General features: G+C 57.6%; 17 protein-coding genes, 1 tRNA gene and 1 pseudogene. 2 read left to right on the forward strand and 17 right to left on the reverse strand.

Features of this window, described 5'->3' with window-relative positions:
- Positions 1-76 precede the first annotated feature (76 nt).
- Positions 77-1240, forward strand: a complete 1164-nt coding sequence (locus PverR02_RS07355; protein ID WP_057004763.1) for an MFS transporter — start codon at positions 77-79, stop codon at positions 1238-1240.
- A complete protein-coding gene (locus PverR02_RS07360) occupies positions 1237-2430 on the forward strand; it encodes an MFS transporter (RefSeq protein WP_079443029.1) in 1194 nt (397 codons plus the stop codon). Before PverR02_RS07355 ends, PverR02_RS07360 begins: the two co-directional genes overlap by 4 nt.
- Positions 2431-2511: 81 nt before the next feature.
- On the opposite strand, the gene PverR02_RS07365 is transcribed toward PverR02_RS07360, so the two are convergent.
- The 17 genes and pseudogenes from PverR02_RS07365 to PverR02_RS07450 all read right to left on the reverse strand — a co-directional run bounded on the left by PverR02_RS07365 (position 2512) and on the right by PverR02_RS07450 (position 13938).
- On the reverse strand, positions 2512-2880 hold the full coding sequence (locus PverR02_RS07365; protein ID WP_079443030.1) for a BrnA antitoxin family protein: 369 nt from the start codon (positions 2878-2880) through the stop codon (positions 2512-2514).
- Positions 2881-2883: 3 nt separating this feature from the next.
- Positions 2884-3166 (reverse strand): annotated as a pseudogene (locus tag PverR02_RS07370) (BrnT family toxin).
- Positions 3167-3388: 222 nt separating this feature from the next.
- Positions 3389-3694: a DUF6482 family protein gene (locus PverR02_RS07375; RefSeq protein ID WP_017844869.1), complete on the reverse strand. Its 306-nt coding sequence runs from the start codon at positions 3692-3694 to the stop codon at positions 3389-3391.
- A gap of 23 nt (positions 3695-3717) precedes the next feature.
- A complete protein-coding gene (locus PverR02_RS07380) occupies positions 3718-4242 on the reverse strand; it encodes a DUF3833 domain-containing protein (RefSeq protein WP_017844870.1) in 525 nt (174 codons plus the stop codon).
- Positions 4243-4591: 349 nt separating this feature from the next.
- Positions 4592-4828: a thioredoxin family protein gene (locus PverR02_RS07385; protein ID WP_017844871.1), complete on the reverse strand. Its 237-nt coding sequence runs from the start codon at positions 4826-4828 to the stop codon at positions 4592-4594.
- Positions 4829-4847: 19 nt separating this feature from the next.
- Positions 4848-5885 carry a permease gene (locus PverR02_RS07390; RefSeq protein WP_079443032.1) on the reverse strand — a complete coding sequence of 346 codons (1038 nt, stop codon included), beginning with the start codon at positions 5883-5885 and terminating at the stop codon, positions 4848-4850.
- Between the two features lie 27 nt (positions 5886-5912).
- On the reverse strand, positions 5913-6992 hold the full coding sequence (locus PverR02_RS07395; RefSeq protein ID WP_079443033.1) for an ArsO family NAD(P)H-dependent flavin-containing monooxygenase: 1080 nt from the start codon (positions 6990-6992) through the stop codon (positions 5913-5915).
- Positions 6993-7217: 225 nt separating this feature from the next.
- Positions 7218-7640: an arsenate reductase (glutaredoxin) gene (gene arsC, locus PverR02_RS07400; protein WP_017844874.1), complete on the reverse strand. Its 423-nt coding sequence runs from the start codon at positions 7638-7640 to the stop codon at positions 7218-7220.
- Between the two features lie 20 nt (positions 7641-7660).
- On the reverse strand, positions 7661-8374 hold the full coding sequence (arsH, locus tag PverR02_RS07405) for an arsenical resistance protein ArsH (RefSeq protein WP_017844875.1): 714 nt from the start codon (positions 8372-8374) through the stop codon (positions 7661-7663).
- Between the two features lie 47 nt (positions 8375-8421).
- On the reverse strand, positions 8422-8892 hold the full coding sequence (locus PverR02_RS07410) for an arsenate reductase ArsC (protein ID WP_007247285.1): 471 nt from the start codon (positions 8890-8892) through the stop codon (positions 8422-8424).
- Between the two features lie 16 nt (positions 8893-8908).
- Complete coding sequence (locus PverR02_RS07415) at positions 8909-10192, reverse strand: arsenic transporter (protein ID WP_017844876.1); 1284 nt, start codon at positions 10190-10192, stop codon at positions 8909-8911.
- A gap of 24 nt (positions 10193-10216) precedes the next feature.
- Complete coding sequence (locus PverR02_RS07420) at positions 10217-10573, reverse strand: metalloregulator ArsR/SmtB family transcription factor (RefSeq protein ID WP_017844877.1); 357 nt, start codon at positions 10571-10573, stop codon at positions 10217-10219.
- Positions 10570-10992, reverse strand: a complete 423-nt coding sequence (locus PverR02_RS07425) for an arsenate reductase ArsC (protein ID WP_079443034.1) — start codon at positions 10990-10992, stop codon at positions 10570-10572. Before PverR02_RS07425 ends, PverR02_RS07420 begins: the two co-directional genes overlap by 4 nt.
- A 540-nt stretch (positions 10993-11532) precedes the next feature.
- Positions 11533-11606: transfer RNA gene (locus tag PverR02_RS07435), tRNA-Gly, on the reverse strand.
- A gap of 238 nt (positions 11607-11844) precedes the next feature.
- Positions 11845-12729: an alpha/beta fold hydrolase gene (locus PverR02_RS07440; RefSeq protein ID WP_057004957.1), complete on the reverse strand. Its 885-nt coding sequence runs from the start codon at positions 12727-12729 to the stop codon at positions 11845-11847.
- 304 nt (positions 12730-13033) lie between these two features.
- The gene (locus PverR02_RS07445; protein ID WP_017844881.1) at positions 13034-13726 is read right to left on the reverse strand and encodes a pseudouridine synthase; all 693 of its coding nucleotides are present in this window, start codon (positions 13724-13726) and stop codon (positions 13034-13036) included.
- A complete protein-coding gene (locus PverR02_RS07450) occupies positions 13726-13938 on the reverse strand; it encodes a cysteine-rich CWC family protein (protein ID WP_017844882.1) in 213 nt (70 codons plus the stop codon). The genes PverR02_RS07445 and PverR02_RS07450 overlap by 1 nt, the downstream gene beginning before the upstream one ends.
- Positions 13939-13950 lie beyond the last annotated feature (12 nt).

Here is a 13950-nt window from a genome sequence, read left to right on the forward strand (position 1 = left end):
TCGGTGCGAATTCGGTATTGGTTTAAGCCCCGCCCGCCATTCTATAAAGACCTTTCAAAATAAAACGAGAGGTTTCATGAACGCGCGCCTGCATTGTGCCCGCCTTGCCCTGTTCCTGTGTGGCTGCGCGGCGTTTCTCAACCTGTATGCGACCCAGAGCATCCTGCAGACGTTTGCCGCGCACTTTCAGATCAGCGCCAGGACGGCGGGCTGGAGCATCACCGTGACCACGCTGGCGGTGGCGATCAGTGCACCTTTCGTCAGCCGCCTGACCGCACGCCTGGAGCCGCGCAGCGTGATCAGCACGGCCGCGCTGCTGCTGGCGCTGCCGACGTTGATGACTGCCTATGCCGATAGCTTCGCCGAAGTGCTGATGTGGCGCTTTGTCGAAGGCATGTTGATTCCGGTGGTATTCGCCACCAGCGTGGCCTATATCGGCGAGCGCTGGCGTGGTGGGACGGTCACTGAAGTCACCAGCCTGTATGTCGCGGGCACCGTGTTGGGAGGGTTCGCGGGGCGGTTCGTCACCGGTGTGATGACCGAGTACGTGGGCTGGCGCGAAGCCTTTGAGCTGCTGGCCGTGTTGAGCCTGATGGTGGGCGGGTTTATCCAGTTTCTGCTGCCCGCCGGTCGGCCGCGAGCGATGCAGGTTGAAGCGTTTTCGTCGGGGCTGTTTCGCAAACCCTTGGTGGCGGCGTATGCCGTAGGTTTTTGCGTGCTGTTTTCCCAGGTTGCGGCGTTTACCTACGCAGGTTTGTACCTTGGCCTACCGCCTTTTAACTTGGGGCCTGCGGCCTTGGGAACGCTGTACATGGTGTTCTTGCTGGCCCTGGTTGTGATCCCCATCGCCGGGCGCCTGAGCAAAGCACGCCCACCCGCCGAACTGCTGAGTGTCGCGGCGGTGCTTGGCATCAGCGGCTCGGCGCTGACCCTGATGCCGTCGCTGTGGTGCATCGTGATCGGGCTGGCGCTCAGTTCTACCGGTGTGTTTCTGGCCCAGGCTGCCGCCAATGCGTTCATTGCCGGCAGCGCTCGCGACAACAAGGCGGGGGCCGTGGGGGTCTATCTCACCGCGTACTACCTGGGCGGCAGTTGCGGGGCCGTCGTCCCGGCGCTGATCTGGGAGCGCTGGGGCTGGGCCGGGTGTGTGGCGCTGATCATCGTGTTCCAACTGCTGACGTTGCTGATCGCCTTGACTGGCTGGAAGCCCCTTAAACCTCAATTGATCCGCACACCATGAACGACACCGTCGCTTTGCCTGCTGCTGAAACATCCACCCGCCGCCGCGCGCTCATCGCCGGCTGCAGCGCCCATGCCGTACACGATGGCCTCACCGATGTGATCTACGTTCTGCTGCCTATCTGGCAAGCTCAATTCGCCTTGTCCTACGTCCAGATCGGCCTGTTGCGCGGCGCCTATTCCGGGATGATGGCGGTGTTCCAACTGATGGCCAGCCGCGCCGCCACACGCTGGGGGCGTACTCCGATGCTGGTGGGCGGCACCGCGTTGGCGGGTGTCGCTTACCTGTTGGTCGGGCAAGCCAGCGGGTTGACCGTGCTGTTGTTGGCGCTGCTGCTTGGTGGCCTGGGCGCCAGCACCCAGCACCCGCTGGCATCCTCGATGATCACGGACGCGTATGAGGACGGTGGTGGCGTCAAGCAAGCGCTGGCCCACTACAACTTTTCCGGCGACATCGGCAAAACCCTGATTCCCGGCCTGGTTGGCCTGTTGCTCACGCTGATCAGTTGGCGGGCCAGCGCCACACTGTTGGGGCTGCTCGGCCTGGCGGCGGCGGGGTTGCTGTGGTGGCTGATCCCCGGTCAGCCACACGCAGCCGCATCCACAACCAAGCCCCAGCCTTGCACCGCAACCGGCTCCGCCGCCGGCCTGCGCGCATTGATCCTTACCGGCACTATCGACAGCGCCGTGCGAATGGGTTTTCTCACCTTCCTGCCGTTCCTGCTGCAAGCCAAAGGCGCGGGCACGGCCGGTATCGGCCTGGCGTTGACGCTGCTGTTCATCGGCGGTGCATTCGGCAAACTGTTCTGCGGCTATCTCGGCGTGCGTATCGGCATGATGAAAACCGTCTGGCTGACGGAAACCAGCACGGCGCTGCTGATCGTCGCCGCGCTGTATCTGCCGCTGGTTGGGCTGATGCTGATGTTGCCGGTGTTGGGGCTGGTGCTCAATGGCACCTCGTCGGTGCTGTACGGCGCCGTGCCGGACCTGGTCAGCCCCGGCAAACGGGAGCGGGCCTTTGCGCTGTTCTACACCGGCACCATTGGCGGCGGAGCGCTGGCGCCGGTGCTGATGGGGGGCGTAGGCGATGCGCTGGGCGTGTCGGTGGCGGTGATGGTGTTGGCGGGGATGTTGCTGGTGACGTTGCCGTTGGTGTGGGAGGTGCGAAGGAGTTTAAGAAACGAGGTTTAAGCGGGTTTGGCTTACGGCAGTCGGTGCTTGTTCGCCTTGCCTCTCGCTGTCTTTATTTGGAAGGGCGTAGGGCTTTATCTATCACAGCGAGGGTTTGTTTTTCTGTTTGCCGAGCTTAGGCGTACCCAACACGCGATTCAGCTCTCCTGCAACGGCGATCAATTGCTGTTCCAGCGCCTCCACTTCGGATTGACTGATTCCGCTGTTGATGACCTGAAGTGTCTTCAGCGGTTTTTTAGGCGTGGGCGCCAGATCATGAACATCCTGAGAAATAAGCGCTTGCCGAAGAATGTTGTTGATGACGGTCTGGTAACCCGTACCGGCATTTTCAGCCCTTTCGCGAGCCGCCTCGATCACTGAGTCGTCGAGCATGATGGTGATCCGGGTTTTGCCTTTACTGCTGGCGACAGCGCCGCGTTTAGTGTTGCTGAGGTCGTATTCGTCTTTCATGATTCAAGCCTCCAGATACTTCCGGTCGTTCATTTCTGGATGCGAGTCTTGCGCTGATAGGTCTCACAAAATACGGGTCCCGATAGGTATAGGCGACCACCAATATTCTTCCTTTCGCGTCCTTCCCGATGATGCACCAGCGATACTCGTCATGGTCATGGGTTTGCCATACCAGTGCTGATTCGTCATAAAACACCGGTTCCGTATCCGCCCGGCTCAAGCCGTTGTGCTTGCTTTTATTGAGTGTGTTTTTCGCGGCGTCATATTGAATTCTGAAGGTTTTAATTATGCATATTTTATATGTATATAAAAGCGGTTGTCGGGACCGCTGATCTTCAGATCTATGGGCGTTTGAATCTGTCCATCGACGTTGACTTGGAGTGTGGGGAGCAGAGAATTAGCGTGTAGGAGGTGTTACTGACAGAAGCGGCACAGGATCGCGTGCGGTAGGTTTCCCTTTCCAACCCACCCATACCAAGGGAAGGCCAGCCAAAGAATGAAATGCACCCTAGAAGGACTGGGCCAACGTAAACGGAATACGCAACGCACCGATGGGGCCTTCACGTGTACCGCACATTTCATCGTGGACGCAGTGCTGCACCAGCACACAAGGAAACGCCGGAACCCGTTGCAACAGGTCGCGCAAATGCGTGGTCGAGCCGATACGCATCGGTTTCGCATCCTCGTCCAGCAGCGTCATCGCCGTATGCTCGAGCCTGACGCGCGCGATGTAGAAACCGCCCTCCAGCGACAGCAACTCCAGCTCGCGTATCTCACCCTTTACGGCCAGTTCGGTCAGCATTTGCATGTTCATGATTCAGCCTCGCAGTGGGTCGTTCATTGGCGACGAAAGAACAGCGTGACCTGGCCCCATTCGACGCCAAACTTGGACATGCTCGACCGGTTGATCAACGTGTCTTCGTCCATCAAGTACATCCAGTCGTCAAAACTGACTTCGTAGACCGAGCCATCCACCGCCAGGTTGAGGCGGTAGCGCCAACGCAATGCGTTGCCGGCCACCTCGCCAATCGCCTCGCCGACCACATCCCCCGCGCGCCCGCGCCAGCGCCCGGGGCCATCCGGTGTCAACGTCCACACCCGCTGCTGGCGCGTGCCATCGCTGTAGAGAAAACGCTCGTCGAGAATCAACGCATCGCCCTCGCGTCGGCTGGCGATATCTACCTCAAAGCGCTTGGCCACTTCCCCCGAACGCTTCTGGAATATGCCCCAGGCCTTGACGGGTTTGCTGAAGAAACGCTCCAGGTCCAACTGCGGTTGCTGGTCGGCGTAGTGGTCGACCTCTACGTTGCCGCAGCTGCACAGGCTCAATACCAGAAGCAGTGAAACCAGTAGGCGTGCCATGGACCGGCTCCTTGATCGAGTGGGGCGGGGTGCTGAGGTTCAAGGACTGATAGTTGTACAAAAATATTGTTTTGTACATGTTTTGCGGTGTTTATTTTGAAGGCTTCCGAGGCTTTGAAGCGCCCGACTCTATATTTCACCCATAAAAACCGGCCACCAAGGACCGGTTTTTTACATCCCCCGTCAAAACCATCCTGACGCGAGACCAATATCTGAGTGGAGCGGGTGAAGGGAATCGAACCCTTAATGGACAAGGAGGTACGAAGGTTGTGTAGGTGTGTAGGTAGGCGAGCTGCGTTCTCAGCCAGCAGCGGTCACCCCACTGTGGCCTGAGGAGCCTCTAGTCCCTCTAAGCGCTGAGCCACTCTTCAACCTTGTCACGGGTCGGGATGCCCCCTGAGTGAACAACCTTTCCATCAATCACAACACTCGGGGTGGACATGACCCCGTAGCTGACGATCTGTTGCATGTCTTCGATTTTTTCCAGCTTTACGGGGATGCCTTTCGCACTCGCCACTTGTTCGATGATGGCGACTGTCGATTTGCATTTTGCACAACCGGTGCCCAGAACCTTGATGTCTTTCATAAAAACCTCGGTAGGTGGATTACAAAGCGAAGTTGAAGACGTAACCAACGATGAGAATGCCGACGGCGACGACCCCAATGAAGGTGGCTATCAGGCGAACTTTAAGCACCTTGCGCAAAATCACCATCTCCGGAAGAGATAGAGCGATGACACTCATCATGAAGGCCAGCACAGTGCCCAGTGCCGCGCCCTTTGCGAGTAGTGCCTGCACAATGGGGATGATGCCTGCCGCATTGGTATACATGGGGATGCCGATAAGAACCGCGAGCGGAACCGACCACCAGGCTTCCTTGCCCATGAAACTGGCCATGAAATCCTCTGGCACATACCCGTGAATGCCCGCGCCAATGGCAATACCGGCGAGGATGTAAGGCCAGACTTTTCCGACGATTTCACGCACGCTGCCAAACCCGGCACTTATCCGCTCATACAGGGGCATGCGGGTGTCCCCGGCAGTTGCCTGGATCCTCGGCATGTCACGAACCCAATCTTCCAGATAGGCCTCCATTTTCAGGCGGCCAATGACCCAGCCAGCCACAATCGCAATAAACAACCCTAGGCTGAGATACAGCAACGCAACTTTCCAGCCGAACAAGCCAAGCAGCAGTGTCAGCGCGACCTCATTCACCATGGGCGCAGAAATGAGGAAGGAGAACGTTACCCCCAGGGGCACGCCAGCTTGAACAAAACCTATAAAAAGAGGAACGGCTGAGCACGAGCAAAATGGGGTAAACACACCGAGCGAGGCCGCCATGACATTGGCCGTGCCCTCGCTTCGCCCTGCCAATATTGCGCGGGTGCGTTCAGGCGTGAAGTGGGAGTTGAGCATGCCCATCAAGAACACGATGCCAGTCAACAGCATCAACACTTTGGGCGTGTCGTAGAAAAAAAACTGTAAGGCGCCTCCAAGGTGGCTATTTCGATCAACCGGAAGCGCTGCGACCAAAACCTCTGAAACAGGTATCAGGGCTTCATACAATCCGAACCAGACAAGCGCTGCAACCGCTAAAAACAGGCGGGGATTGCGCTCCGGCCAGCGCACGATCATTTCATTCATGTCCTCTACTCCTGGGGTGTAGGCGCACTAGGCCACGGACGGCTCGTCAAGATAGGTCGCGATCTCATTGACTGTGCTGCGTGCTGTGCGTGTTACACCGATCAGTGTGGCGGAAGCCGAACCTGTCCACTCGCCATAGCCCACCAGCCATAGTCTTGGTTCCAGGATCGAGTGAGTGCCGTCGACCTCAACACGACCTTCAGTGTCGATCACCCCCAACGAATCAAGATGCTGAAGTGCGGGCCTGAATCCGGTACACCAGATCACCACGTCCACTGCAGATTCGGAGCCGTCGGCCCACATCACACCGTCGCGAGTGAAGCGTTCAAAAGGGCGTACAGACTTGAGAACTTCACGCTCACGGGCGTCTACAACTGGCGGCACCATGACAATGTCTCCCAACCCGCCGACGGGCTGATCAATGACACGCCCCTCCTGCTGAGCTTTCAAGCGCTGAGTGGCACGTTCGAATAGCACCCGCCCATCCACTTCATCAGGCAAAAACACCGGCTCGGTAGGAGTCACCCAAGTGGTCTCAGCGACCTTGGAGACTTCTGCCAAAATCTGCGCTCCTGAATTGCCACCACCCACCACCAAAACCTTCTTGCCAGCAAACGCTTGTGCATCGACATAGTTCGCGGAATGCAATTGCCGACCGGCGAATAACTCGGCATCAGGGTAGTGAGGGATATACGGATTGCTCCAAGTGCCGGTAGCGCTGATTACAATCTTGGCATCCCAATACTTGGCGTCAGAACGCACTCGTAAGCCAGACTCTATACGCTCTACAGAAACGGCCCGAACCGGGCGCTCAACCGGGAATTGATAGCGCTGCTCATATTGGCTGAGATAGTCGATCACATGATTTCGCGTTGGATACCCTTCCTGCGCAGGAGGCATCATCCAGCCTGGGATCGAACTCCAAGTGGACGGGGAGAATAAACGCAGCGAGTTCCAGCCATGCCGCCATGCACCACCGGGCTCTTCCTCGGCGTCGAGGATGACGAACGAAAGTTGAGTTCGGCGCAGGAAATACGCTACCGCCAAGGCTGACTGCCCCCCACCGATAATGACTACATCTCGTTGGTCGCTGGGCGAAGGAGCCATGGGAAAACCTTGAGTCGATGTTGGGCGGTAGACAGTATAGCGAACCAAGTTTGAACCCAACTGATCTAGCTCATATGTTGAGGATGCTAAAGCTGCCATTGGCCAGCCGGCAATTAGGCCTCATGCAAACGGTGAGCGCGGATTGGCCACCGCCAATGACCACTGCATCAAATTTCGAGTTTTGATTCACCAGCATCCCTCCAGGCCCATCTGCTTCACATTGGTTTAAACCCTGCGGCCATTCTCATCAATGACGACTTGTCCGTCTTCTTTGACGAAGCTGCCGCGCTGCTCTTGCGGCAGAAGGTCGAGGACTGCCTCTGAAGGACGACACAAGCGTGTACCCAAGGTCGTCACGACGATGGGGCGATTGATCAGAATGGGGTGAGCCATCATGGCATCGATGAGCTGGTCATCAGTAAGTGACGTATCACCGAGTCCCAGCTCCTCGTAGGGAGTGCCTTTGATACGAAGCAGGGCCCGCACCTCGATACCCATATCCTTGATCAACCTGACAAGCGTGGTGCGGTCAGGTGGGGTCTGTAGGTACTCGATAACAGTCGGCTCTTCTCCGCTGTTGCGGATCAGCTCCAAGGTGTTGCGAGAGGTGCCACATTGCGGGTTGTGGTAGATCGTTATCTGACTCATACAGTTTCCTCGCGGTGACGTTAAATGGAGCGCTGGTTGACGCGCTTGGACAGCTCTTCAGCGGACTCTTTACGCTCGGAGTAGCGATCAACCAAGTAGTCCTGGCGACCCCGCAACAGCAGCGTGAACTTCATTAGCTCTTCCATCACGTCCACCAGTCGGTCGTAGTACGAGGACGGCTTCATGCGGCCTACCTCGTCGAACTCGGTGAACGCCTTGGCCACCGAAGATTGGTTTGGGATGGTGAACATCCGCATCCATCGACCCAGTACGCGCAACTGATTGACCACGTTGAAAGATTGCGAGCCGCCGCAGACCTGCATCACAGCAAGGGTTTTGCCTTGCGTAGGTCGTACAGCGCCAATCGCCAGCGGAACCCAGTCAATTTGGGCTTTGAATACTGCACTCATCGAGCCGTGACGCTCAGGGGAGCACCACACCTGCCCCTCAGACCATTGCATCAGCTCGCGCAGCTCAGCGACCTTGGGATGTGTATCGGGAGCGTCATCCGGCAGCGGCAGACCCGATGGGTCAAAGATCTTGGTTTCAGCGCCAAACTCATTCAGCAGGCGTGCCGCCTCTTGTGTGACTAACCGGCTGAAAGAGCGCTCTCGCGTCGATCCGTACAAAAGCAGAATTCGAGGCTTATGGAGTGACGGTGTACGCGGCTCCAGTTGCTCCAACGACGGAATGTCGATCAGGTCGGTGTGTACGTTCGGCAATGTATCTTGCATATAAACTCCTACCACGGCGCCGGCTAGGACGCCGCCTCGGTTGATCTTTAAAGCGAACCGATGCGGTTCAGTTCAGCTTTCAGTTGGTCAGGGCTCATGGTCTTGAGCGGCAGTGCAAGAAACGCACTCACGCGTTCGTGAATTTTGGCCAGTGTGGCTTCAAACGCTGCGGTGATCTCGGCTTCCGACCCGCTAGCCTCAGACGGGTCGGCCAGCCCCCAATGCGCCTTCAAAGCTGGCCCAAAGAAGATTGGGCATGCTTCACCCGCTGCCCGGTCGCAGACAGTGATCACGATGTCTGGAGGCGAGCCTTCAAAAGCATCCGAAGCCTTGCTGCTCAAGCCCACCGTGGAAATACCCGCCGCCTCCAGCGTTTGCAATGCCCGTTGATTCACCCGGCCACTGGGAAAGCTTCCTGAGCTGACGGCTTCTACACCCTCGGGTGCCAAGTGGTTGAAAAGCGCCTCGGACAGAATGCTGCGGCAGCTGTTGTGGGTGCACATGAACAAGACTTTCATCAGATGATTCCTTGATTCAGAAACTGAGGCGCAGTGCCAGGGCGGACAATGTGGCGACGAGGATGGGCACGGTCAGCACGATCCCGGTCTTGAAGTAGTAACCCCAACTGATCGTTATGTTTTTCCGGGCCAGCACGTGCAGCCACAACAGAGTGGCCAAGCTCCCAATTGGGGTGATCTTCGGGCCCAGGTCGCAGCCGATGATATTGGCGTAAACCATCGCTTGCTGGACTACACCATCGACTTCGGCGGCATGAATGGATAAGGCGCCTACCAGAACGGTGGGCATGTTGTTCATGATCGATGACAGCAACGCTGTTAGCAGCCCTGTACCCAGGGATGCGCCCCAAACGCCATAACCGGCGAACACGTTCAGGATTTGCGCGATGTGGTCGGTCAGGCCGGCGTTCTTCAGGCCATAAACAACCAGGTACATACCCAAAGAAAAAATCACCACCTGCCATGGCGCCTCTTTGAGCACCTTGCTTGTGTTGATGGCGTGACCACGAGCCGCGATGACATAGAGAATGAATGCACAGACCGCTGCAATGGCGCTGATTGGTACCCCCAATGGCTCAATGACAAAGAAGCCGATCAGGAGTAGTGCCAGCACCCACCAGCCGGCTACAAAAGTGGCCCGGTCGTGGATTGCCTCGTCCGGATTGTCCAGTTGGTTGAGGTCATAGGTCTTTGGTAAATCTTTGCGGAAAAACCACAGCAGCATGGCTAATGTCGCCGCCACGCTGACGATGTTTACCGGCACCATGATCGAAGCATATTCGTTGAAGCCGATATCGAAGTAGTCGGCAGAAACGATGTTGACCAGGTTGGAAACCACCAGCGGTAAGCTCGCCGTATCGGCGATAAAACCGGCGGCCATGACGAATGCCAAAGTAGCCGCAGGAGAAAAACGCAACGCCAGCAACATCGCGATCACAATGGGTGTGAGGATCAATGCTGCTCCGTCATTGGCGAACAGGGCCGACACCGCTGCGCCCAGCAGGACGATAAATGCGAACAGCTTGCGGGTGCTCCCGCCTCCCCATCGGGCCACATGCAGCGCAGCCCATTTGAAAAAGCCTGCCTCATCAAGCAGCAAACTGATGATGATGACCGCAATGAAAGTCCCGGTAGCATTCCAGACGATGCGCCAGACCTCGGGTATGTCTGCAAGAGTAACGACGCCTGCCAGCAACGCCACGATGGCACCCAACGTGGCACTCCAACCAACTCCGAGCCCCTTGGGCTGCCAGATGACGAGTACGATGGTGGCGATAAATATCAATACGGCAATCAGCATTTCGTTAATCCGGTTGGGCGTGAATCAACTGCACACGGCCTGATTGATCGGACGGTCGTTCATAGCGCACAGGCGTTTAGTCTCGGTTTCCAGCCATTGCTGATTGGCGTCTACGACTTCTTTCAAAACCGCAGTTACCCACGCAGGCAAATCGGGATTCAGGCGGTAGTACACCCACTGACCCTGGCGACGATCCATCAGCAAGCCTGCTGAACGAAGCAGCGCCAAGTGACGAGAAATTTTGGGCTGATTCATCTCAAGAGCGGCTGTCAGCTCGCAGACACATAACTCGCCTTCACTCACGACGAGCATCGTAATTTTGGTTCGGGTGTCGTCTGCCAGGCACTTGAATAGCGTGATGGGGTTCATGGGGTCTGTCATAGATCCTCCAAGTGTTTGGTCTTAAGCAAAACGAAGAGCTTGATTCGCTCGTGGATGTCGTGGAGCGTGTGGCGAAATGCGCCGGGATCATCGCTATTTACTGGGTCAGGAAAGTCCCAGGCAATGACTTCACCTGCACTGGGCATTGGTAGGCACTCGCTTGCGGATTTATCACAAAGAGTGATTACGTAATCGAATCGATCAGCTTGAAACTCGCTGATGGACTTGCTGCGCAGGCCCGTTGCATCGACTCCAACTGCCTCCAATGCTTGAGTCGTGCGCGGATCAACCTCAGACGGTTCGGATCCTGCGCTGAAGGCCTCGAAGCGCGGGTCGGTGTGCCGCAGCAAAGCCTCTGCAAGCAGGGAGCGGGCTGAGTTGGCAACGCATACGAAAAGCACTTTGATCGCAGGGCTCATGGTTGAACTCGATGTATATGGAAAATCGAATATACGCTTTAGCGAATATTCGGTAAAGCGAATATGATGAATGCTGCTTCGGCTTGAGCCGTAACAGTCCATGTAAAGCGGCATAAAGGAGATAAAAGCATGGAGAGGAAGATGATGATCCAGTCCACGGAGATAGCCAGAGAGCAATGGCAACGCTTTCGCGCTGCGTTGGAATCTGCTGACCTTCCAGCAGACGATATTGATCTTCCAGGCCGAACCTTTTTTGAGTTCACACGATGGCTTTGGTCTGATGCGCGGCGTAGGTAATCTATGATTTCCTGCCTCATGCAGGTCTCACTGCCTAGCGCGTATTCACCGTGTCCGATAGTTGACCGTTTGGCGTGCGTTTTCAGAGTTTCTTTATTCACAACCTAATGTGATCGCGGATGGTCGTTCATTGGCACGGAGGGGAGGGGCTGTGCGATTGGAAAGTAGGCCGGGATGGAGGGAATGCTGATCAGGGATGAGGGGAGGGGCAATCCATATTTGCTGGGGCGTGGTGCTGTGTTGTGGAGCGGGTAGAGGGAATCGAACCCTCAACTAAAGCTTGGGAAGCTTTCGTTTTGCCACTAAACTATACCCGCATTACACATATTTCTTTGCTCACAAAACGGGGTGTCCTATTAGAACCCTCGTTATCAGCTTGGGAAGCTGGAGTAATGCCATTATACGACACCCGCTCAGAGCGGCTGACTTTGTACCAGATGTGCGCCGCGATTTGAAGTTTTTCTTTGAGAAATGTGCAGGTTGCGTGTGTTTGCGTAGGCAACGAGCCGACCGACTGTAGGAGCGGGCATGCTCGCTCCTACAGTCGGCTGTGTTTCAGAGCGCAAAGGCATGCTGCGCCTGGCCCTGGTGATAGCGCAATCGGCTGGTCTGCCGCGCGGGCTTCAGAAAGCCGACCACGGCGTCGCGGCTGTCGCGGCAGGCTGCTTTGTGCTCCATGTCCAGAAAATGCCCGGTCGCCTGGATCGTGCTGAAGCTGCTGTTTGGCACGTATTGCCCGAACTGCTGGGCATCCTCGGCGCTGGTGTATTCGTCCCATTCACCGTTCATGAACAGCACCGGCACGGTGATCTGGCGCGCGGCCTTGAGGTAGCACAGCCGGTCGCTGTTGAGTACGTGGCTGATGTGGAAGTGCATCTGCCCGTATTCATGCTCGGCCAGGCTGCTGACGTGGCGGTAGTTGAAGCGCTTGAACAGCGACGGCAGGTGTTTGCCGATGGTGCTGTTGACCAGGTGGCCGACGCGGTCGCGGTCGAGCTTGCCGAGGTAGTCGACGCCGCGTTCGAGATAATCGCGCATGGGCGCGTTGATCACCGGCGAGAACGAGCTGATCACCGCCTTTTCCACGCGGCGCGGGCGCTGGGCGAGGGCGACGAGGGTGGCGGCGCCGCCCCAGGAGAAGGACAACACGTGTTCGGCGGCGAAGTGGTCGATGAGTTCCAGGAGGATCTGGCCTTCGACTTCCTTCGTCAGCATCTGCTCGTGGCGGTTATGGATTTTGGAGCGACCGGCGTAGGGCTGGTCGTACAAAACCACATTGAACTGCGGGTACAGGCTTTTCACGGTTTGGGCGAAGGAGGCCGTGGTGGCCATGGAGCCGTTGACCAGGATGATGGTCTTTTCAGCCGCGTCCGCGCGATAGAACTCCGTGTAAACCCGATACTGACCCTGTATATCCAACACAGCGATTTCTGGCCTCATGTCGTAAGACTCCTGGCAAGCGGGTAGGGCGCGCAGATCACTCTGCACGAGCTTTGTGACAGGTAGGCATACGCCTTGAAGATGAGCGCCCATGTCGCGCCGATGACGGCTGGCCGACGGGTGTTACCAGGGCGGGTTGTTTGCCGGGAAGGCCCGTGGATCAAGCGCGGGCGCGGCAAGGTGTTTCTTGGAGGTTATAGGCGACTCGCCAGTCATCTTTTGGCTGACGTTTTGATTCAAGCAGTCGGTTCGGGATGTCGCAAGTCGCAGGGATGGGTTTTAGCCATCACCGGCCGAACGGTCGTCAGACCTGGCGGATTTCATCGGCGCTCAACGCTCGATACTCACCGGGCGCCAGCGCGTCATCCAACGCCAGCGGCCCCATGCGTTCCCGATGCAAGCGCAGCACCTTGTTGTCGAAGTGCCCGAACATGCGCTTCACCTGGTGATAGCGACCTTCGATGATGCTCAAGCGTGCCAGGCGAGGCGCCAACAGCTCCAGCTGGGCCGGTTGAGTCGTCAGGTCTTCAAACGCGAAATACACGCCCGCCGCGAAGGTGGCGGCGTATTCCGCGCCGATCGGTTGTTCGGTCTCCACCAGGTAGACCTTGGGCAGTTTGGTCGTCGGTTGCGTCAGGCGCCGCGACCACTGGCCGTCGTTGGTGATCAGCATCAGCCCGGTGGTGTTGAAGTCCAGGCGGCCGGCGATGTGCAGCTCGTCCTTGTCCGGTTCGTCCAGCCAATCCAGCACGGTCGGGTGCTGGGGATCGCAGGTGGCGCTGACGCAGCCCTGGGGTTTGTGCAGCATGAAATAGCGCGCCGGTTTACCCGCCTGCAGCACCTCATCGTCCACGCACACCCGGCTGAATTCGCGCACCTCGTGGTGAGGATCGCTGACGGGCACGCCATCGACGCTCACCCGCCGTTCCACCAACAGCAGGCGCACTTGCTGGCGATTGAAACGCGGCAGGTTGCTGAGGAATCGATCAACCCGCATTACAACGGCTCAGCCCCGCGCAACTGTGCATCGACCTGGGCACAGCGCGGGCACAGGCAGGCCTGGTTGCGTAATGCATCGGGCAGGGCTTCGAGCACCGCCGGGTCGATGGTGACGCTGTAGCACCAGCAGGCCTGGTCGGCGGTGCGCGGGTCGGCCAGGGTGCAGTCGTTGCGGGCGCCGCAGGCGGGGCAGAGGGTGGCTGTGGTCATCGTTCGGTTCAG

It is taken from the genome of Pseudomonas veronii, assembly GCF_002028325.1.
In the GTDB taxonomy this organism is placed as follows: Bacteria; Pseudomonadota; Gammaproteobacteria; order Pseudomonadales; family Pseudomonadaceae; genus Aquipseudomonas; species Aquipseudomonas veronii.

What these genes read in the sequence shown, in the direction of transcription:
- PverR02_RS07355 (WP_057004763.1), top strand. Translation starts at nt 77, where the DNA reads ATGAACGCGCGCCTGCATTGTGCCCGCCTTGCCCTGTTCCTGTGTGGC.
- PverR02_RS07360 (WP_079443029.1), top strand. Translation starts at nt 1,237, where the DNA reads ATGAACGACACCGTCGCTTTGCCTGCTGCTGAAACATCCACCCGCCGC.
- PverR02_RS07365 (WP_079443030.1), bottom strand. Translation starts at nt 2,880, where the DNA reads ATGAAAGACGAATACGACCTCAGCAACACTAAACGCGGCGCTGTCGCC.
- PverR02_RS07375 (WP_017844869.1), bottom strand. Translation starts at nt 3,694, where the DNA reads ATGAACATGCAAATGCTGACCGAACTGGCCGTAAAGGGTGAGATACGC.
- PverR02_RS07380 (WP_017844870.1), bottom strand. Translation starts at nt 4,242, where the DNA reads ATGGCACGCCTACTGGTTTCACTGCTTCTGGTATTGAGCCTGTGCAGC.
- PverR02_RS07385 (WP_017844871.1), bottom strand. Translation starts at nt 4,828, where the DNA reads ATGAAAGACATCAAGGTTCTGGGCACCGGTTGTGCAAAATGCAAATCG.
- PverR02_RS07390 (WP_079443032.1), bottom strand. Translation starts at nt 5,885, where the DNA reads ATGAATGAAATGATCGTGCGCTGGCCGGAGCGCAATCCCCGCCTGTTT.
- PverR02_RS07395 (WP_079443033.1), bottom strand. Translation starts at nt 6,992, where the DNA reads ATGGCTCCTTCGCCCAGCGACCAACGAGATGTAGTCATTATCGGTGGG.
- arsC (WP_017844874.1), bottom strand. Translation starts at nt 7,640, where the DNA reads ATGAGTCAGATAACGATCTACCACAACCCGCAATGTGGCACCTCTCGC.
- arsH (WP_017844875.1), bottom strand. Translation starts at nt 8,374, where the DNA reads ATGCAAGATACATTGCCGAACGTACACACCGACCTGATCGACATTCCG.
- PverR02_RS07410 (WP_007247285.1), bottom strand. Translation starts at nt 8,892, where the DNA reads ATGAAAGTCTTGTTCATGTGCACCCACAACAGCTGCCGCAGCATTCTG.
- PverR02_RS07415 (WP_017844876.1), bottom strand. Translation starts at nt 10,192, where the DNA reads ATGCTGATTGCCGTATTGATATTTATCGCCACCATCGTACTCGTCATC.
- PverR02_RS07420 (WP_017844877.1), bottom strand. Translation starts at nt 10,573, where the DNA reads ATGACAGACCCCATGAACCCCATCACGCTATTCAAGTGCCTGGCAGAC.
- PverR02_RS07425 (WP_079443034.1), bottom strand. Translation starts at nt 10,992, where the DNA reads ATGAGCCCTGCGATCAAAGTGCTTTTCGTATGCGTTGCCAACTCAGCC.
- PverR02_RS07440 (WP_057004957.1), bottom strand. Translation starts at nt 12,729, where the DNA reads ATGAGGCCAGAAATCGCTGTGTTGGATATACAGGGTCAGTATCGGGTT.
- PverR02_RS07445 (WP_017844881.1), bottom strand. Translation starts at nt 13,726, where the DNA reads ATGCGGGTTGATCGATTCCTCAGCAACCTGCCGCGTTTCAATCGCCAG.
- PverR02_RS07450 (WP_017844882.1), bottom strand. Translation starts at nt 13,938, where the DNA reads ATGACCACAGCCACCCTCTGCCCCGCCTGCGGCGCCCGCAACGACTGC.